The organism is Legionella navarrensis (genome assembly GCF_052527415.1).
The window spans coordinates 1-18805 of record NZ_JBNVZR010000024.1; the positions used below are offsets into that span (position 1 = coordinate 1).

Sequence of the window (18805 nt, forward strand, 5' to 3'; positions counted from 1 at the left end):
TTTATTTGGCCCGGAAGGGTTCGAACCGAAAGAGGTTCGACAAAATGCGAAGCGAAGAGCACGCAGTGCGGCGCAGCATTTTGGACGCGCTTCAGCGCGCCCCGAAGGGGTGAGGAAGGAACGAAGTGACTGACGAATCAATCCTTGTTCGACTCCTGGCACCTTTTTAAAAAGGGCGACGGTTTTTATCAATTAATTCGATCTTTCTGGCATGCAATGGCCAGATCATCGGGCGAAGCGCCCGACCTACGTGGTATCTCTTCTTTCCGTGAACAAGAAAAAACGCAAATTTATTTGGCCCGGAAGGGTTCGAACCGAAAGAGGTTCGACAAAATGCGAAGCGAAGAGCACGCAGTGCGGCGCAGCATTTTGGACGCGCTTCAGCGCGCCCCGAAGGGGTGAGGAAGGAACGCAGTGACTGACGAATCAATCCTTGTTCGACTCCTGACACCCTTTTGAAACAGGGCTATGGCTTTAACTCAATTAACCCGAACCTTCTACAATTCTTGTTGAAAAATATAACCTTTACTCGCTATATTCGCTAAGCCAGCAGCATTAAACTCTAACTCAGTACTGGACAAAAACTCTGGACCGTCATTCCCGCGCAGGCGGGAAACCATCCTGAAGCTGGCACCGAGCCTGATTTGACCATAGTTCTCAGCCTGCGCGGGGATGACAAATGATGCACGGGAAGGGCAAATTTTATTTTATAGCGACTTTAAGTCATTTCAATTTTACGGTTTCGATTGACTTACTTGATCAATGCCCTTATTTAACTCTCTTTCCGGGCGGCTCACATCATCCGGATTTTGTACCGATTGCAGCCGTTCTTTGTAGCTTGATGACAAATGACGTTTACCATCAGCGCCTGATGCTGCAGGAGACGGTGTGCTGGATGCAGCATGGTCAGGCGTTTTAGCTCCGGATTTGTCAGCTGAAAAGAACCTGGTTTCGCCAGCAAGTGGTTGCGAAACTGAATGGACTGATTCTGATCGTGATAACGTTTCGTTATTTTCTTCGCTTAATGTAGCTATTCTAAACTGAGCCGCTGCTTCGATAATGGCTAGCTTTTTCGCAATACATCTCTCTACAAACGGCTGGGTACCTTGTGATCTCAACGCCATGCATTGATTTTTCAACGTTTCCGCATGTGCTTTAACTGCTTCGATTGGCATGGCGTCATCAAATCGAACCTCTATCGCCTTGATGGCCAATATCAAATTCAGACGAAGCCTGTCTTGTTCCGTCATGAATGGATGGAGGTGCTCAAAGTTTCTGAACGGAATGAACTCGCTGTTATTGTCAATGGCCGTTTTCCAGCGCTCATGACCTTCTTCAGACATTTCCATAGGAACCGCACGCAACGTGGATGTATCGGGATGCTTACGACCCGCTTCAATGCTGCCTTCAAGCAGGTTTAAGAGAGGGGTAACAAAATAAATGCTTGTATCATGAACTTTATCAAGCATCCCGATTAATAACTCCCTGTGATACAATACATCTTCCCATTGAAATTCTTTTTTCTTTGGATAGACACCACGAAATTCTTCTCTAAGCAATTTTATAAGGCATTCTTTTTCATCTGGAGCGGGTTCAAAATCGTCCTGCGCCTTGAGTTTATTGAGAACCTGCCTTTCATCGTCTTGCAATGGGAATTCCTGCAAGCTCCCACTGGGTTTCATTCCCATGTAAAGATGAAAAATATGCGAGGAGTAGGCAGCATTCAGCTTGATCTTTAAACCAGTTTTAATTGATTCATCTGCTACTTTGCGTATCGCTGTTGTTCCAAATTCCGGAGTTGCGGAATACATGTAAATAATAAGAAGATGCGGGCCTTGTTGGTCACTCTCTACATTGTATTGCAGTGTGCCTTTCACCTCTTTGCCGCCGACCGTTGTTAGAACTGTAATCATTTTATCTCCCGAAAGAGTGATTGCTATCTATCTGTTTCTTCTCAAATCAGATACAGACATGAGCGTGATATGTACAGTATAGCCGGATTTTAACTATGTGACTGAAAAGATATATTTAAGATCCGGCTACAAGGGTACGCCAGAAGACTACGATAACTATATCAACGAGATAGAGTCTACTCCGGGAGCGCACGTTGTCAGGCTTACGGGTTCTGCGTCATTTACTAATTACAATTCCGAGAATGAAACCTCTGACACTGGATGCAACATTCTTTAAAAATCAGAAGCGTCGGGCAAAGCGTCCGACCTACGCAAAATTTTTCAACGAAAAAAACAACGAATATTCTCATCCTGTTCTATAAATAACTGGCACACGGAAAGTTATTTCATTCAACAGGAGAGCATATGAACCGCCATATAACAAGCACGATAATCGAAGACCGTGATGACGAGGAATCATCCAGCGAAGATTCCCAGGACCTGGTCCTCGAACAACAGCGACGTCCGGTACAGGATAACAGAAAAACCATTATAAAGCGCTTCGTCGTCATGGGCGACAGTCTGTCTGATCGCGGATTCATGGACAGCCTGACAATAGGCGGCGTGCTCCCCATGGATATCCTGAGCGGCTTAAAAGGGATCTCTCCTGACAGGCGATTCACCAATGGCTATGTCTGGGTTGATGAACTGGCGTCTTTGCTGGCAACGGATTTCAAAATAGCCCGTATTCAGCGCATGGCAAAACAATCAGACAAACAATACCTCGATCTGGAGGACAACGATCGTCCTCGTTATGATGATATCTATGACGGACTGCTTGCCAACGATCATAAACTCAAGGCAGCCATTGGCGAGGATCCTGTCGACTGCCTCTCTCACTCCTCGGGTATGAAACGGTCCATGAGTGACAGTAATATCGAGCACGGCAAACTAATCAACCGCATGAAACCGGCAGCAGCAGTACCGCATGGGGAGGATTTTACTCTTGACGATTACCTCAATGTAACCTATCACGGAAAAACGTGGCTGCGCAGCTATTGCCAGGGCGGTCTGATGGCCTACGATTATGCCTGGAAGCTGAGCACCAGTATTTCCCGTTTTTTCAGCCGTACCATTCTGGCAACACTCGAAGACATGCGCCGTATGATGATGAGCAACGATCGCGAGATGGGTGTTTCCTGGCGTGAAAAACAGGAAACCATGGTTATCGAATGGTCTGGCGCGAACGACATGATCACCGTTAATCGTGAGCCTTCTATAGAAATAGCCAATAAAGCGGTAGCGGCGCGTATGAAAAACATGCGGAAGATGATTCATGCCGGATATCGAAACTTCACCCTCTTCAATCTCCCCGATATGTCCCTGACACCACGCTACCAGGCACGATCGCTTCGTGAACAGCGCAACGCCTCCCGCTGCAGCGATCACTTTAATAATCAGCTGGCGACAGCCTGTGCGCAAATGGCACTCGAATTTCCTGAGTGCACCATCAATGTTTATGATATCAACAGCTCCTTCAGGGATATGTACCATAACCCTGAACAATATGGCTTTGAGCAGGAAAAACAGAACACACCCTATACCGAGTCAGAGGATTTCCATATTGATGAAGGCTCGTCCCCCTCTCGCGGTTACATGTTCTGGGATGATGTTCACCCTACCGCAGATGTGCACGCGCTTAATGGACGCAATTTTTACGAATGGCTGACCAAGCGCTTCCGCTGTCTGGAGCCGGATTCTCAACTGTGTAATCTGAGGCAGGAAAGCGCTGACAGCATTCTTCAGAGCGTCAGAAAAAGCTATCAATACCAGCTGACGCAGGATCGATCCGGGATGTTCTTCTGCCTCGGCGGGCGCTCTCGTCTCGATTATAAGCATGCCAGTCTGGTCGATATCTTCGATCATGCCTTGTATAACCGCGGGACCCGGACAAAAGAGGTTTTAATCAAACTGGGATTACTGGATAAACACGGTCAGCCTGTGATGGAGATTCCGGTAGTCGCCGACGTAATGCATGATCTCGCACTCCGGCATGACATGGTAACAAATGATTCATTGTCAGCGCGGAGAGTAAGAGCATAGCCCCACTCAGTCAAAGGTACTTTCTCAGAACCGTGACCGTGAGGGAGCGGTTCTGATAGTTGATGCGCCTTGCTATAATTATCTGTACCTTATCAATTGGATCAGCTTATGAACTTTAGAGTCAGCCAGCAATATGCCCATGGTGAAGAAAAACTGCTTGCCGGGTTTTCCGATGCCGGGGAAGCACGGATTTTTATGACCCAAAAATCTAATATTGCAGAGGAAGAGCATAAGAGGGTCATCTATCGAATGTATGACGATGATGAGCTGGTGCAGGAAGTAAATAAAGAAAACATCTGTGTGACACACGCCAGCTACGCCGAAAACGGCATTGACTATGATGATTCTGGCCTGGTTTATCATCTTATGATGAAGAGCATGGACTCCACTGATAAACAGGAATTCGCGCGTTTCGCTGATAAAGATGACGCACGACAGCATGTTATCTGGACACTGGAATCCGGTGGCGAATCTATCAAGAGCGCAGTCTTTTTACTTTTTAAGGATAACATGCTGATTGATACGTTAAACCTCAATACAATCAGACATCAGCAGCAACGCGCGCAGATATCCGATGGCAGCGCCTCAACGCGTCACTTAAGCCCCCTACCCACACGCCCAACGCCAGGTGGAGGGCCGCCAGACTATTGGGTGGACGACAAAGAAGACAAATAGCATCGTAATCACGGTCCAGAAATAACCGCCGCCATTTGCTACACTTTGATTACAATTTGAATTCAAATGATTCACATCATGAAAAATAGTCCAATAGAAATTGCTGGCCAAATCATAAAGCCAGGCACCATAACCTGTGTGATGCTGCCCTCCGCGAGTCTGTATACCCAGAGTCGAATGGATATTCCAGTGCATATTTTTCATGGTAAAAAAGCCGGACCCAGGCTGTTCGTAACAGGCACCATTCACGGTGATGAGCTGAACAGCATCGAGATTATTCGACGCGTGCATCAGCATGCCTCGCTGAAACACATCCATGGCACCCTGATTACCATTCCGGTGGCTAATATTTTTGGCTTTATTTTACAATCCCGTTATTTACCGGACAGACGCGATCTGAATCGGGCCTTTCCGGGCTCAAAATCGGGTTCGATGGCGGCCAGACTGGCCGATATATTAATTAATGAAGTGGTAATGAAATGCCAGTACGGTATCGACCTGCATACCGGCGCTATTGGCCGCGTTAACATGCCTCAGCTTCGGGTGAATCTGGAAACACCTGGCGCACGCGATCTGGCACTGGCCTTCGACACCCCAGTGATCATCGATGCGAAAATTCGTGATGGCTCGCTGCGGGGAGCAGCCAGTGAACTGGGTATCCCTTTACTGGTCTACGAAGGTGGCGAGGCTCTACGCTTTAACGAGCTGGGTATCCGTGTCGGTGTGAGGGGCATTTTGAATGTACTGGCCTTGCTGGGCATGATTGCCCGACCGGCCACTCGTAAACGTAAAAAATACGAGCCGGTTATTACAGAAAACAGCAGCTGGGTACGGGCGCCTGCCAGTGGCCTGGTTCAACCCATAGCTGACCTGTCCCAGGCCGTTAAAAAAGGCGAAATACTGGGCTATATCCATGACCCATTTTTAATGAACGCTTCGGTCACGGTGAAAGCTCCTTTTGGTGGTATTGTGATTGGCAAAACCAATCTCCCCCTGGTGAATGAAGGCGATGCCATGTACCATATCGCCAGCGTCGAAGCGATTGAAGACGTGGTGGCGTATATTGAGACCATGCAGGATGAGCTGACGGATCCCCTGCCGGATGAGTAAGGCCGTCCTGGTATACCATCAGGGCCTGTTAAAAAACCCATGGCGAAAAAGCAATTATGCACTATCATTGAAATACATTGTTTATCCAGTTTCTTATATGAACGCTCATTGCTTTGATCTGTCCGTTCCCGGTTTCACCATCGCCTGCAAGGCATGGGGAAATAAGGAGAACCCGCCCATGCTGGCTCTGCATGGCTGGCTTGACAATGCCAGCTCGTTCGACCCGGTGGCTCCTTTTCTCGCACAGCATTTTTATTTGATTGCGGTTGATCTGCCCGGGCACGGCCACTCGTCACATTTGTCAGCCGGTAATCACTACCATTTTGTTGATGGCCTGTTCACCACCCTGAGTATTATTAAATCTCTTGGTCTGCAACAAGTGCATTTGCTCGGCCATTCCATGGGCGCCTGTTTTGCCAGCCTTGTCGCGGGGGTATCACCAGCGCAGGTGCTGTCTCTGGCCATGATTGAAGCACTTGGTCCTTTGGCGGCTCCCGACGAACTATGCTGCGAACAGTTAAGCCATTTTCAGCAACAGGCCCAGATGCTCGAAAAAAAAACCGAAAAAGCCTACTCCTCTCTGATGAAAGCAGCAGAGATGCGTGCGGCCAGAGGTCATGTGTCACTTGAGAATGCGCTGATACTCTGCGAGAGGGGCGTACGCGAGGATAATCAGGCCTTTTACTGGCGGCATGACAGGCGGCTGCTTAATACCAGCCCCTTACGCATGACGGAAGCACAGGTTTTATCCTGTCTTCGCAACATCAGCGCACCCTCTTGCCTTATCTGGGCAAATGAGGGCTTTCCGTTCTGCCCGGACGCGATTGAAAACCGGGAGAAAGCGGTAAAATCGCTGCAGATTTACCGTCTGCCTGGCGGACATCACCTGCATATGGAGCACCCGGAACGGGTCGCAGACTGCCTGCTTTCCTTCTACGAAAACGCTATCCCGGTGAAGTCGGACAGGTAGCCCGGATCAGGCGCAGCCGTAATCCGGGAAACCATGGCATCTAGCAAAGGGACCTTCTGAAAGAAAAAAGAATGTGTATTTATCGATCATCGTATATTACAATCCCGCCCGAAGCCCGGGTGGTTCAGTCCGCGGGATAAGCACTCAATCGAGGAACGATGATGTTGAATCACTATAAAATCCTTGGCGTCCAGATGGATGCCAGCCTTGATGAAATCAAGGCTGCTCATAGAAAACAGGTCAAGACATGTCACCCAGACAAAGTGCCAGGAAAGGTAGAAGAGTTCAAGCAAATTCAGGAGGCATATGAGACACTGGCTGATCCTTACAGGCGCGCAGAACACGATGATGAATTAGCTGGTATAAAACCTCAGCGCAACAACTTTCGCGATTACTATCACTACGTGCTGATTCATAACCCGGCAAGAGCCAATCATTATCAGTTTCTAAACGAATTTCTACAGTTAGACGATGAAGAGTCATTTGTCCCCGAGCAGCCAATACCAGACCGCAGATTTCTGGTATCCCGACTGAATGAAATCAAGCGTCGAATCAACTGGGAAATTGACCGACTGAACGCACGGTATACCTCCCCTGACCGCGACACCAGGGAGCGATTGAGGCTTTTACGCGACAATGAAAAAAAAATCAGCCTCTGCTCAGCTGTCATACTGGCAGAAACGGGTGAAAAGGAGGTTTATGATTTAATACTGCGTCCTTTGTATAGCGATGAAGTGTGTGGGTTCATTGAACAATTGGGCGGAATACAGGCATTGCAGTGGCATATGAGAGCCTGTGAAACATTACCTGGCGCCCGGGGCGCACAGGCCTTGTGGCGAGCCAACTGCCTGACACCGCAAAATTTTGCCCGTCTCACTCAAGGCAATCGCTATAAAATCCTACAGACATCGATAGCCTTTGCCACGTTATGCGAAGCGAATCTTCTGAATCAGGAAAACATTGATTTGATTTTTGAAAACCGCAAGCATATCGACGAATTTCAGATGGCTTTTGATAACTTACAAAGAGGGAACCTACTGAATCAGCATACTTTGAATATCATAATCCGGACAGGAAAAAATGCCGTTTATTTAGCTCACTCTCTCTCCATGATGAGCTCAAGAGGCATTTTAAATGATGAAACCAATGTCGACCGAATTCATAAAATGCAGGAAGATGGACTTGGATTCTGGGTTGCATATTTGGAATGCACAGGGGAGCTGAACCCTGATGATTACCACTATTTAGAATGGGACGCCCCGCCTGAGCTCGCCGATGTTAACCGCCATATCAACAGAATGTTTGCTCATGGCCTTTTTATACTGACAGGGGATCATGACAAGGGCAGGAACATGATGCAGCTGGCTCTGGAACTTAAGGCCGACTTAAAGCAGTTTTTTGAGCAGGAACCTCACATACAGGAAAGCACCAAAGCCCAGTTTAAAACCAGTTTTATTGCGAAAATGCATTCCAGAGATCATGAAATGGGCCGTCACCGTGAGCTTTGGAAAGTCATTATTGGCAATATTCTGATTGCCTTTACCGGTCTTGGCCTTTTTGCTATCGGGATGCATTATGCCATGAAGGGAGGCGCCTTTTTCAGACAAACCCAAAGTGAAAAACTCGTTGATAATCTGCAAGGATTAATTAACCCCGTTTTTAATGTGTAGAATAACCAGTGTAGAGTAAGGATTTACCATGAAATTTGACAGCAAAACGCAGATCATTACATTCGAAACCACCGATCCGCTGCAGAAATTTATTAACGAGTTCCAACCACGGGCACGCACGTCTCTCTACGCCTCCCAGATGTCATCTACTCAAAACACTATCGAATTAAGCAGTCTGTTAACACGACTGGAAACGGTTCTTAACCCATTCTCAACGACCCTGCCGTCTTTTCCGGCAACACTGAAAGTAAGCCTGACACTTATGTGGCAGATTATGACGGTTATTGTCTGGCAGCTTCAGAATGACAAAGACCAAATAAAACTTATTGATAAACAAGAGCTGAACGCTTTATTAAAATGTCTTGATGTATCTAAATTACAGATTGATTCCATCGATGATCAGGATTACGCAAAAATCTCCTCCTTCAATCAGGTCAGTTACAACAGAACTAATCCGATAGGATCATTTAAAAATATTTATGAGATTTTTACCAAGGCTTATGATCGCCATCATGCCAGGAGAAGCCGAAGCGATATGCATTCATTAAATCAAAGGCATAGTCTCGACTCCCATTACTCAAAAAGGCACGAGGGAACAAGGCCTGCGTCATCATCTCAGCCGGCGGACTCCGATGTCGGCTCATCAAGCCACCCGGAACCAAGGCTTGAAAAAACGAACTCCCTGCAAAATACCAGAAAATCAGGATTCACGTCTTCGTTTCCCTTTTTTTCACAATCCAGTCGCAACCCGGAGCATCGTGATCACGATTTTGTAGATATCGAACTACAAACCCCTCCTTTTGAAAGAACAGCGCCACCGCCGCCCGCTGCAAGACCTGTACATCCTAAATTAAGACCCATATTCTCTGCGGCACGGCGACTGGTAGATAATGGTCTCCATGCAAAACAGATAGCCAACTTATTCTATTGTTATGCCCATCCTCCTTTCTTTTCCTTTACGAGACGACACCACAAAGTGAGAGCTCACGAAATTTTCGCACATTTATACATGAACCCCCAGCTAAGCACTCAAGAGTGCATCGCTTATATCAGAGTTAAAACAAACTCACTTCCTATTAATAAACACGGAACACTCAACTATCTGCTGGAAAAAATAATGGCAGATTATCCAATAGAAGATAACACACCAGAGCCAACTGGATTCTCACACAGATTTAAACAAATGTTCGGAAGATAGAAAGTTTAGATTGACAGCGGTACCGACATGCCCTGAATATCGCTAAAGGATTTTACGTGCATCAGGGAACAACATGGAATGGGCTGACAGGGAATGGGATCTGGCAGGCGCCGGGGACGAGGGAAACGACGGGTTAATTCCTGTTATACTGCTTATTGCCTCCCTCGGTCTTCTGCGTGGGGGGCATTACCGGGCGGCCTTAAGGCTCTATCCCAACAGCGGAGGTGGTGGGCTCAATATCTACAAAGTACAGGACAACGGACAGTGGAAGCGTCATTTTGCTGTGGACTACCATCCATTCTGGGATCGCGAAGCAAAACGGTCGCTGTGGCGTCTGCATTATCATCGTGGTGAAACCAGTCGTGAAATGAGGCTTCACCGCCCGTATGAGGGAGGATATTGAGCGCAGCCGGTCAGGGAGACATCAGGGGCGTCTCTTCACTGCTTGTTGCGATGTTATTAATTCCACCAACATTGTAGCGTGTCAGCAGAGCCATGTTGGCAGGGGTCGCGGGGAGAAAGAAATCATACATTCGACGGCCTTCCAGTCCCATCGGTCCATAAGCGCGCAGCGTTATCTGCTCATTTCCCTTCACTTCACATTTCAGGCATTCCAAATCAATGTCAGGCTGGCTCAACAGCGCGCTTAACTGATAAACAGGCCCCGCAGGTTCCTGTTTGCCGACGATCTCCAGCAGACGCTCTCTTCCATCACCATCGATCGCCCGCACCACACCGGCCGTTATCAGTATCACAGGTGTGGTGACAATGGCAGCGATTATTGAAACCATTGCTTTTGGTACTGTCAGCGCGTTGTTTAAAAGCTGTAAGGGTTTGTACATGAAAGAAAAAGAGGAATCGGGAGTTTGTTCAAGATAAACCTCCATGCGATTTAGGCCGGCAGGTATGAATAAAGTCAGCCAGTCGTAGATGCCCATTCGAGGCTCAGCCCGTCGGGCTCGGGCATCGCCGTAAAATACCCGAAAGGCATCCATCCATTTCTCACTGAAGGTGGTACGCAAGGAACGCGCGTGCGGTGAATCCGGGCTTTCAAAAAGAAAGGAAAAAGGATTAAATTTCATGCACTGCGTCTCCACCAAATCACTCTGGGTGTTATATTAACATCCACCCCTTGATGTGTCGATGCGCCACAGAATCAGGGAGTTCATGATGGATACAGACTCGTAGCTCGGATTAGGCTTTGAGATACACTTTCTCTTATCAGTTGAATTGTCAACAGACCCTAGTGTTTTTTCTCTTCTGCTACTGGACAGATGAGCCATTTTCGTTATAAACGCATCCTAAATTGATTTTCTTTTTGTTAAGAAATCAAAAGGTTGTAATGACCTGAATCACCCAATCGTTTGGGGAGCAAACGATTGGGTGAGTTCTTTAGAGCTTTGGTGCCAATGAAGTTGATGCCAAGTCATCTTGCTCATTGTTTTGATATTGTGAAGAACCAAATAATGTAGGCATATACTGAGTGGGAGGTTTTTTCCTAATGACTTTTTTCAAATTGTCATAATTGTATTCAAAATCTTTTCTATGCAAATATTTCCATGTTAGCGTCTCAAAACCAAATACCAAATCTTTGTCAGGTGGAAAAGAAATTTGTTTTGATTTACAGTATGTTATAAAATCTTCGCTATTTTTCAATTCACCCAGATCGCCAATATTTATTCTTTTTGCTAAAATAGCCTGCCCAGTTGATGTAATGCCAAAAGTAGATGAAATCGTACTCATTATTTCTTCACTAAATCGAGCCGTTATTTCGTGGCTAATTATTTTATAGGGATCAAACGCTGTATCACATAATCTTAAGTTTTCATGATTCCTGGCATATTCACGATATAGTTGATGTACTACAGGATAATAGCCACGACCACCACCCAAATATATATCAATGATTTCGCCATCACTATGGCATTTAATTGTTTCAATCAATTTACTTAATTTATGTGGCTTGAAAAACGGCAGAACCTCTTTAATTGACTCTTCGTCAAGTTGAGACTCTCTGTAACCTAGTTGAGTCATATCGCCTGCATGTCTCATGGAAATACCCTGAAAATCATGGCTTTCTAAAATGCCATACATATGTGCAACACCAAGAATGACTCGACCATCACTTAATTTGCAGTATGCTGCAGCAGAAATACAAGGACCTAAACCACATGTAAATAGAAAAACATCCTCTTCTTTTTCGCATATAGCAACATAATAATCATCCATATCTACATCGACTGCGATCATATTTCCTGGAAGATTAACTTTCTCTACAAGTTGAATCTGATTTTCACTAATAAATCGTTCTCGCATTTGAAGCCTTTTCTCTGTAATTTAAGTATTACCGAGTAGTCAATACTCGGTAAGGACAGTCCCGGGCAAACTGAAGCAGGTTTGTCCGGGGTTGTTTGTATTTTTGATTTACAACAACACCGTAAGCCGGGCAAGATTATCTGTAAGTTTTCGGCCAGCCTGGATTTTAACCAATACCCGTGCCCGAGTCAAAACTTTATGCCCATACACAAGCCAATCTGATTATATTTCAGCATAATCAGTAAGCCTTGCCACCATCTTTTTTTCAGGATGTATATCCATGAGCGGTCCTGAACTGCCAAAGATAAAGGAGCGCCGCCCGGGCGTTGGAGCTCGATGGCACATGTTTGGAGTACATCAGGTTCCCTGTTGCAAGCGACCGGGGACTCGGGCAAAAGCGATACAAAGGTAAATTTATTGTTATCGCTACCAACATTCGCTGCAATTTGTGCGCTGGTTATCTTCAGTGTTTGGGCAATCCTATTCACAGGATGACGATCCATCAATATTTTGACCTCAGTCCACAACGATGACGGGATTTTGCCTTGTCGGGCTCTGATTTTACGCCAGTGTTCAAAATGTTCTTTGACTTCATCAAGGGTTACTGTAGTTGGTTTAGGGAGTATCATCTGCGGCCTCCAAAAAATGGAAATTTAAAGGCTACAGGGTAACTATTGGCAGGTTAGAAAATCACGCATGTTCACCGGAAACTCACGATTAGGCTTTGCCGTAATCCGGGAAGCCATGATCATCCCGGCACGATTCTCTGTTTGTGGTTCATTTCCCGGATTACGCTGGCGCTAATCCGGGCTACAGGGATTTTCTGTTTTCGCACTCTTAAATAATTCCTTAACGTAATGTGTCATATAATTAAGCAAGTCAGCAAATATAAAGACGATAAAACATGGCAACAATTATTTATCAGGGTAGGATTATCTCTAATCTGAATCGCTATTTAAAAGCGAATAACCTACCCTTCAAAATGAATGAAAGCGGTATCTGCAATGGCCTGGCTATGGTTCATGCGGAATACGCCCTGCAAAATAAAACAGATGAATTTATGAAGATTCTGGCGTTTATTGCAACAGGAAAGCGTGACGCACTCATCACAGACGAGCTGATTGACGTGTTTGCCGTAAAGGTCGCCGCTACCTTTTCCCCGGGAAAATTCACACACAGCTTTGGTCAGACTGGCGCAATTCAGATGCTGAGCGTTAACAATAAACCGTTAAGCTCATCGTTCAGCTTTACTCTGGCCAGCAGTAAACAAAACTGGGTGGAGACGATGAGCGCTCTTAACCTGCAGGAAGGTGAAGTATTACAGGTGCAGAGCGAAACCCATTCCATTTCCATCATCAAAAAGAATGGGCAGTATGCCGTGTATGATCCTAATTATATGTGGGGCTATAACACCTTCTCTACTGAAAAAAAACTTGTCAATGAATTACATAATAATGTTTTTGGCCCTACGTCTGGTCTTGCGTCGGATCAGCTGGCTATGAGCATACAACTCATTCGACACCCAGAAGCGCCCCCACGTAACCTGCCTTGTAAAACCGCGCTTTATACTCGTTATTTGCCCAGCGCCAGCAACAGCTCCAAAACTTTTACCCTGAACGAAGCGGTTGTTTTCAGTGATGAGGCAGAGACCAGGCTATTACTCGAATTAACAGGTAATAATCCAGGCAAGGCTGCTGGGTTTGCCGTGATTAACAATAATAAAGAATCTCTTAAACCGTTGATAGAGAACATCTCGTCAGCAGACCCATTGAAAATCGAGCTGCTGTTGTCCGTGGCAATGAAAGGCGGTAAAAAAGACATACTGGAAACGCTGCTGGAAAATGATGTCATAAAAACGCATTATTTTGAGGATTTTTTAAGGCATAGCCCTGAGATTGCAATTAATCAAGCCGCTGGAGGGGGTAATCCGCTGCTGATGGCGTCTTGCCTTGAGCACGTCAGGGAGCATGACCGTGCTTTATCGGAAGAATCTATCAGGCGTGCTCTGGAGACACAGTTTTTTGAAAGTGAGGAAGATAAAGCATACGTCACGCAAATGGTTAAAGACCAACTGGCGGACACTCTAGAGCCGAAGTACAGGGAGCGATTTGTGTTAACCCAGGGCAGTCCGTTGGATCCCATTTTAAGTGCGGTTCAAAGTGGCAGCGCCGAAACACTTGACGTTCTTTTTAAATCTCTGGGTAATACCGACGCTCTTTTTCGCGATGAGACGAAGATGGGCTGGCTGCTGGAGGCTATTCGCTTAAATCACAGCCCGGTCGTCACGTATCTGATAGAGAAAAACCCCGGCATATCCCGCGAGTTGCTGCAGTCCATCTCCATGTCGCCCAAGGCGGTCGAGCGCACTCATATACAGACCCTCCGGATACTGCAATCGCACGGTGTGCCGTTTTCGACTGTCGCAGAAAGCATCATTGCCAAAAAAGAAAGTCATTCACTGACTCTCCTGCAATCGCTGGGTATATTGCTGCGTAAATTTACGGAGTTCTTCCGGGAAATGCGAAGCACCAGTAATGGAATTCAATATAATCCACAATTATTCAGGCAAGCAGTCAAACCCAGCGAGTCGATTCCCGTGGATGAAAAGCGTGATGACGATACGCCTGTTAATGCCTTAAGGTAGGGTGAATGGTCAACAGACCCTAAGAAAGCAGGGCTGTCCCGCCTTAACTTCAGTTCAAATCCGTGCCACACCCACCACCCTCATCCCCAACCCTTCTCCCTCAAGGGAGAAGGGAGCCGAACGTGCCAACGGATTAACTTCAGTTCAAATCCGTGCTACACCCACCACCCTCATCCCCAACCCTTCTCCCTCAAGGGAGAAGGGAGCAGCTCGTGCCAACGGATTAACTTCAGTTCAAATTAAGATGGGACAGCCCTGCCTAAGAAAGGCGATCCACTTATGCTTCATTCATGGATGTGATTTCTCCCATATTTGTATACTATAGAACAACGATCACGGCTTAAAAATTAACCAGGAGAAATTTATGCCAGGGACTGATCATGACATGCTGAGCTATTCAACCGCCCTGCTGGACACCTATTCAATCGGGCTGCCTGGCTGGAAGCGTTTCTTTACCGGAAATAATTCTGATGCTCCCTTATTATATCCGTTTAACCGCATGTGGGGACGGCATCATCTGCGAGAGGTTAACCGGATTCGCATGGATTTAAATGCCAACAGCGAACTCCAGATACAAAACACCGTTGATTTGCTCTATCGCCTGCATTCAATCGCGCTGGTCAACCGCCACGGCTCTCTGGCAAAACGCATCAACGCAATATGGCGACGTCTGCTGGAACAAGACAACATTCATTTGCTTAATCAGGAAGTAGACCGCCTCCCCCCGCCCAATGACTACCTGACCAATGGACTGATACTGACGATTCGACACCGTCCAGATGATTTAGGTCAGGTGCTCCATTCTGTGCTTAACTCACCTGCAAGACAAAAAAAGGTATCGGTGTTGAAACGAGCCCTCATGTTTACGATGGGCGAGCATCGGGAGGTCCTCCATCCCACAACCCATGAGCGCTATCTGGAGGAGTGGCATCATCTGGCCGCAGCCGATGTGATCATGAACAGTCTGGAGGATATCGACTTTTCTGATAAAAAAACCATTCTCCTGGCAGGCCTGCTGCGTGCCTATGAATGTAATCGCGAGGACACATATAAAAAAATACTGGCTCACCTGTTTAGCAAATATCGACAGCTCCCATCGGCGGACTACCTGACATGGATTCGTGTGGTCTTATCCAGCCATATAAAAACAGCCGATGAAGACAATACTACCTCTCTACTGGCAGCCCTTCATCGAGCGATAGGTGAAACCGTGATGCGGGTACCCACGGCATTTCAGGGAGAAGTCCACGCCATTCAGCAGATTCTGAGAAAGGATGCGAATACAAAACGCTATGTGTATTCGCTGTTCTCAGGCACGCATAAGGCACAGGGAGGCGCCGCATCTACTCCGGTAGATGAGGATGAAGAGGTCATCGTCATTCCGAGCTGTCCATAACTGCAAACAGAGACTGGGTAAGGCATAAGCATAAGACCAGGCTCCTTCCCGCGCTGACGGGGGCGGGAAGTCTTTCCTTTATCTGCTCACAGCACCACATCGTGAGCAAGCGCGCGGCGGTTGGCGCGGAAATAGCGCATGGGCGAGTTTTCCAGTAAATCCACCAGTTTTTCCATATAGATACAGGCGAAACGATCAACCTGGTAAGCAAAGTAGCTTTCTTCAGCCCCCGCACGGAAAACCCTGCCCCAGCGTGGATTAAAGAACGATTGCTGCTCTTCCAGCAGCTTCATTAAATCGGCATCGATTGCGGCAATCTGCTGCTGGCACTGCGCGATCTCGCTGTCAGAATCATCCACGCCTTTTTCCAGTTTTCTGGAGCACAGATCGATGTATCGCTGCTCATAAACACTTTTCAGCTCCATGGCGTCCACAATTTTACGCTCAACAGGAAGCGCGCGTATCTGCGAAGCGATTTCATCTCCCAGCTCTTCCACAACCAGTGCTGTGCGCCAGTTACAGTCTTTTTTCAAACGAAGAATGTCGCCGTATATATGATCGCCGATGTATAAAATCTCATCGCCGTTTATGCCCAAATCGTCTGTGAATTTTCTGGCGCAGCCTCCCTGATAAATACCAGGAGTTATCTTATCCCTGGTGTTCGTCATGCTGCCATCTTCAGGGTTAATCCGCAAAAACCGTGGATTATCATAAAAAAACCGTGGTTTGCTGGCGAGCGTGATGACGTAATCAAACAGATCCCGCCAGGTTTCTCCGTTTTCAAGATAGGGGTTTATGGCATAATCCAACAGCAGTTTGGTATAAAAAAAATCGGAGTTTGTGAGAACAAACAGCTTTTTCCCATAATGCAGATAACGCTTTAGCCCTTTGACCAGTTGCTCATCACGCAGCACAAACTGCTCCAGGTTCTCACTGATAATCGATTTAAGACTGCCATCCGCATGAACTCTGTCCACACTGGCCAGTACGTCTTTGGCAATGGTTGCATAATCAGGCAAATCGCCAGGATATTGATCTTTATAATCAATGATCTGACTATATAAAACACAAAAGGCTATCGAGAACGATGTATCGATGGCCATAAAATTAGGATCCTTCAAATCCACATACATACTGCGATAAATCTTTTTCTGTCTGGCGTATTCAATCTTTTGAGTTCCGTGGTAACTCAAACGAATCGCACCATAACGGCTCAACTTGAGTACGTTGCCATTTTTGCTGTCGACTATCAAACCTCGAATGGTATCATCGAAATTAAAACTGAACTGCCGTAAGGCGTCTGGGTACTGCTTGCTTTCGATCAGGTTTTCCACAACCAGACGATACACCAGACCTTCGAAATTCCGTGTGTTATAACGAATCAGAGTGTGATCCATATCAAAACCAATCCACTTGATTTTTTTCATATTTAATATGCGATTAACAAATACTTTCTGAGTCATATTCAATCCTTTTTAGGCGCGTATTTCTTTTGCAGATACTGCGCAACTGCCCGCACGGCCATGGCTTCGCCACCTTCTGGTCTGCCGGGCTTGCTGGAAACATTCCAGGCCATGATATCAAAGTGCACCCACGATGCCTTTGCTGGAACAAAACGCTTTAGAAACAGAGCAGCCGTGATGGCTCCGGCGTAAGCGGAGGCACTTGAATTAACCATATCTGCAATGGACGAATCGAGCATGCTTTCATAGCCGGCAAACAATGGCAGGCGCCACACTGGATCATTCACTTCTGTGGAAGCGGTCATCAACTCCTGAGCCAGGGCATCGTCATTACAGAACATGGCAGCAATTTCAGTACCGACCGCTGTGCGCGCAGACCCCGTCAGGGTTGCAAAATCCACCACCAGTTCAGGTTCCTCCTCACCGGCCTTCACCAGCGCATCGGCCAGGACAAGACGCCCTTCTGCGTCTGTATTATCAATTTCAACCGTCAGGCCGTTGCGCATCGTCAACACATCACCCGGCCGAAACGCATCAGGTCCAATGGCATTTTCTACCGCTGGAATCAAAACCTGCAAACGCACAGGAAGGCGACTGGCCATGATCCACTGCGCCAGCCCAAGAGCGTTGGCAGCGCCGCCCATGTCCTTCTTCATCAGACGCATCGCCGACGAAGGCTTGATGTCCAGACCACCGCTGTCAAAGCAGACACCCTTGCCAACCAGACTGACACGTGGATGATTTATGTCACCCCAGGTCAGCATGAGCAGCCGGGGCTGATGGATAGACGCTCGCCCCACAGCATGAATGGCGGGATAATTATCCTGCAATAACTCATCACCAATGCATTCTTCGTAATCCGCACCAAAGGTATTGGCCATGTCAATCATCACCTCACCCAGCTGGGCAGGCCCCATGTCGTTGGTAGGCGTATTGATCAAATCCCGCACCAGAAAAAGTGCCGCGGCCTCCTGCTGTACACGGATCAGGCTGGCCTCATCAAGCAGCAGAATCCGTGCTTCCGATTCATTTTTTTTATAACGATCAAATCGATACTGTGCCAGAGACCAAATGAGCAGAGCCCAGGGCGAAAGCTCAGCGTCCAGCTGGTAGCGCCCGGCGGGCAGGCGATTGGCGGCATGAGCCATGGCCAGCGCCATGTTACTTCCATCCCCAGAGCCAACATAGGCTTTATTGTTTTGGCCAGCAGGTAAAACCACGTCTCCAGGGCGTCCCTTGAACTGCTGAGCCTGCAAGGCCGCGCGCAGGGCATCAGGAAAATCAGACGACTCCCACTGCGCCTTGCTGATAAACTCAAGGCTCACACTCTGACCATCCTTGTGTTGATAAAATAAATCTGATCGCATC

At 47.0% G+C, this 18805-nt stretch carries 15 protein-coding genes; 9 read left to right on the forward strand and 6 right to left on the reverse strand.

The features are described from left to right. Positions 1-734 precede the first annotated feature (734 nt). Positions 735-1913, reverse strand: a complete 1179-nt coding sequence (locus ACQUTA_RS11750; RefSeq protein WP_444988447.1) for a hypothetical protein — start codon at positions 1911-1913, stop codon at positions 735-737. Positions 1914-2318: 405 nt separating this feature from the next. Here ACQUTA_RS11750 and ACQUTA_RS11755 point away from each other — a divergent pair, with 405 nt between their 5' ends. From ACQUTA_RS11755 to ACQUTA_RS11785, 7 genes are all read left to right on the forward strand, one after another. Beyond that, positions 2319-3995, forward strand: coding sequence for an SGNH/GDSL hydrolase family protein (locus ACQUTA_RS11755; RefSeq protein WP_444988448.1), 1677 nt, complete (start codon positions 2319-2321; stop codon positions 3993-3995). Between the two features lie 108 nt (positions 3996-4103). Further along, the gene (locus ACQUTA_RS11760; RefSeq protein ID WP_444988449.1) at positions 4104-4670 is read left to right on the forward strand and encodes a hypothetical protein; all 567 of its coding nucleotides are present in this window, start codon (positions 4104-4106) and stop codon (positions 4668-4670) included. 78 nt (positions 4671-4748) lie between these two features. Further along, positions 4749-5780, forward strand: coding sequence for a succinylglutamate desuccinylase/aspartoacylase family protein (locus tag ACQUTA_RS11765; protein ID WP_444988450.1), 1032 nt, complete (start codon positions 4749-4751; stop codon positions 5778-5780). 97 nt (positions 5781-5877) lie between these two features. After that, entirely contained in the window at positions 5878-6750 is an 873-nt protein-coding gene (locus tag ACQUTA_RS11770; RefSeq protein WP_444988477.1) for an alpha/beta fold hydrolase, read from the forward strand. A 158-nt stretch (positions 6751-6908) separates the two neighbouring features. Then, positions 6909-8420: a J domain-containing protein gene (locus tag ACQUTA_RS11775; RefSeq protein ID WP_444988451.1), complete on the forward strand. Its 1512-nt coding sequence runs from the start codon at positions 6909-6911 to the stop codon at positions 8418-8420. Between the two features lie 28 nt (positions 8421-8448). Continuing rightward, positions 8449-9618, forward strand: coding sequence for a hypothetical protein (locus ACQUTA_RS11780; protein ID WP_444988452.1), 1170 nt, complete (start codon positions 8449-8451; stop codon positions 9616-9618). A gap of 73 nt (positions 9619-9691) precedes the next feature. Beyond that, positions 9692-10021 carry a hypothetical protein gene (locus ACQUTA_RS11785; RefSeq protein WP_444988453.1) on the forward strand — a complete coding sequence of 110 codons (330 nt, stop codon included), beginning with the start codon at positions 9692-9694 and terminating at the stop codon, positions 10019-10021. Between the two features lie 10 nt (positions 10022-10031). On the opposite strand, the gene ACQUTA_RS11790 is transcribed toward ACQUTA_RS11785, so the two are convergent. From ACQUTA_RS11790 to ACQUTA_RS11800, 3 genes are all read right to left on the reverse strand, one after another. Continuing rightward, entirely contained in the window at positions 10032-10700 is a 669-nt protein-coding gene (locus ACQUTA_RS11790) for a hypothetical protein (RefSeq protein ID WP_444988454.1), read from the reverse strand. A 310-nt stretch (positions 10701-11010) separates the two neighbouring features. Further along, complete coding sequence (locus tag ACQUTA_RS11795) at positions 11011-11934, reverse strand: hypothetical protein (protein ID WP_444988455.1); 924 nt, start codon at positions 11932-11934, stop codon at positions 11011-11013. Between the two features lie 188 nt (positions 11935-12122). After that, positions 12123-12563 carry a hypothetical protein gene (locus ACQUTA_RS11800; RefSeq protein WP_444988456.1) on the reverse strand — a complete coding sequence of 147 codons (441 nt, stop codon included), beginning with the start codon at positions 12561-12563 and terminating at the stop codon, positions 12123-12125. Between the two features lie 275 nt (positions 12564-12838). Between ACQUTA_RS11800 and ACQUTA_RS11805 the strand changes: the two genes are divergently transcribed. Together ACQUTA_RS11805 and ACQUTA_RS11810 are read left to right on the forward strand one after the other, a co-directional pair. Next, complete coding sequence (locus ACQUTA_RS11805; protein WP_444988457.1) at positions 12839-14578, forward strand: hypothetical protein; 1740 nt, start codon at positions 12839-12841, stop codon at positions 14576-14578. Between the two features lie 364 nt (positions 14579-14942). Further along, entirely contained in the window at positions 14943-15974 is a 1032-nt protein-coding gene (locus ACQUTA_RS11810) for a DUF5617 domain-containing protein (protein ID WP_444988458.1), read from the forward strand. Positions 15975-16060: 86 nt separating this feature from the next. Here the strand turns inward: ACQUTA_RS11810 and ACQUTA_RS11815 are convergent, their stop codons facing one another. Both ACQUTA_RS11815 and ACQUTA_RS11820 read right to left on the reverse strand, forming a co-directional pair. Continuing rightward, positions 16061-17437 (reverse strand): HAD-IG family 5'-nucleotidase, encoded by a 1377-nt coding sequence (locus ACQUTA_RS11815; protein ID WP_444988459.1) that lies wholly within the window; start codon positions 17435-17437, stop codon positions 16061-16063. 2 nt (positions 17438-17439) lie between these two features. Continuing rightward, positions 17440-18804, reverse strand: coding sequence for a leucyl aminopeptidase family protein (locus ACQUTA_RS11820; RefSeq protein ID WP_444988460.1), 1365 nt, complete (start codon positions 18802-18804; stop codon positions 17440-17442). Between the last annotated feature and the right edge of the window lies 1 nt (position 18805).

Excerpts from the sequence above, each read along its gene's own strand:
- ACQUTA_RS11750 (WP_444988447.1), bottom strand. The coding sequence starts at position 1,913 with ATGATTACAGTTCTAACAACGGTCGGCGGCAAAGAGGTGAAAGGCACA.
- ACQUTA_RS11755 (WP_444988448.1), top strand. The coding sequence starts at position 2,319 with ATGAACCGCCATATAACAAGCACGATAATCGAAGACCGTGATGACGAG.
- ACQUTA_RS11760 (WP_444988449.1), top strand. The coding sequence starts at position 4,104 with ATGAACTTTAGAGTCAGCCAGCAATATGCCCATGGTGAAGAAAAACTG.
- ACQUTA_RS11765 (WP_444988450.1), top strand. The coding sequence starts at position 4,749 with ATGAAAAATAGTCCAATAGAAATTGCTGGCCAAATCATAAAGCCAGGC.
- ACQUTA_RS11770 (WP_444988477.1), top strand. The coding sequence starts at position 5,878 with ATGAACGCTCATTGCTTTGATCTGTCCGTTCCCGGTTTCACCATCGCC.
- ACQUTA_RS11775 (WP_444988451.1), top strand. The coding sequence starts at position 6,909 with ATGATGTTGAATCACTATAAAATCCTTGGCGTCCAGATGGATGCCAGC.
- ACQUTA_RS11780 (WP_444988452.1), top strand. The coding sequence starts at position 8,449 with ATGAAATTTGACAGCAAAACGCAGATCATTACATTCGAAACCACCGAT.
- ACQUTA_RS11785 (WP_444988453.1), top strand. The coding sequence starts at position 9,692 with ATGGAATGGGCTGACAGGGAATGGGATCTGGCAGGCGCCGGGGACGAG.
- ACQUTA_RS11790 (WP_444988454.1), bottom strand. The coding sequence starts at position 10,700 with ATGAAATTTAATCCTTTTTCCTTTCTTTTTGAAAGCCCGGATTCACCG.
- ACQUTA_RS11795 (WP_444988455.1), bottom strand. The coding sequence starts at position 11,934 with ATGCGAGAACGATTTATTAGTGAAAATCAGATTCAACTTGTAGAGAAA.
- ACQUTA_RS11800 (WP_444988456.1), bottom strand. The coding sequence starts at position 12,563 with ATGATACTCCCTAAACCAACTACAGTAACCCTTGATGAAGTCAAAGAA.
- ACQUTA_RS11805 (WP_444988457.1), top strand. The coding sequence starts at position 12,839 with ATGGCAACAATTATTTATCAGGGTAGGATTATCTCTAATCTGAATCGC.
- ACQUTA_RS11810 (WP_444988458.1), top strand. The coding sequence starts at position 14,943 with ATGCCAGGGACTGATCATGACATGCTGAGCTATTCAACCGCCCTGCTG.
- ACQUTA_RS11815 (WP_444988459.1), bottom strand. The coding sequence starts at position 17,437 with ATGACTCAGAAAGTATTTGTTAATCGCATATTAAATATGAAAAAAATC.
- ACQUTA_RS11820 (WP_444988460.1), bottom strand. The coding sequence starts at position 18,804 with ATGCGATCAGATTTATTTTATCAACACAAGGATGGTCAGAGTGTGAGC.